This window comes from Sphingobium sp., from assembly GCF_033795625.1.
Taxonomy (GTDB): Bacteria; Pseudomonadota; Alphaproteobacteria; order Sphingomonadales; family Sphingomonadaceae; genus Sphingobium.
This window is the reverse complement of record NZ_JARYGI010000149.1, coordinates 256-543: the sequence shown is the minus strand read 5'-3', so window position 1 is coordinate 543 and position 288 is coordinate 256. Positions and strand designations below refer to the sequence as shown.

The following is a 288-nucleotide window of genomic DNA, read 5'->3' as shown; positions in this document are numbered from 1 at the left end:
ATTCATCGGCTCGTCGCGGACATGCGCGCCCGCTGGATAGCGCTTGACGAGAGGATTGCGGACCTCGACGCCGAGTTCGCGCAAGCAGCGCTGACCGACGAGCGAACGCAGCGCCTGCTGACCATTCCCGGCATTGGCGCCCTCAACGCGACTGCACTGGTCGCTGCCGTCGGCGATGCCCGGACCTTTGCGCGTGGTCGCGATCTTGCTGCATGGTTGGGCCTGGTCCCGCGTCAGGCCACCACCGGCGGCAAACCTCGGTTGCTCGGCATTACCAAACGCGGCAGC

1 protein-coding gene is annotated in these 288 nt (G+C 67.0%); it reads left to right on the top strand.

What is annotated here, in order from left to right; all coding sequences use genetic code 11:
- The coding region (locus QHC67_RS19100; protein WP_319296748.1) for a transposase at nucleotides 1-288 on the top strand (288 nt) is incomplete at both ends.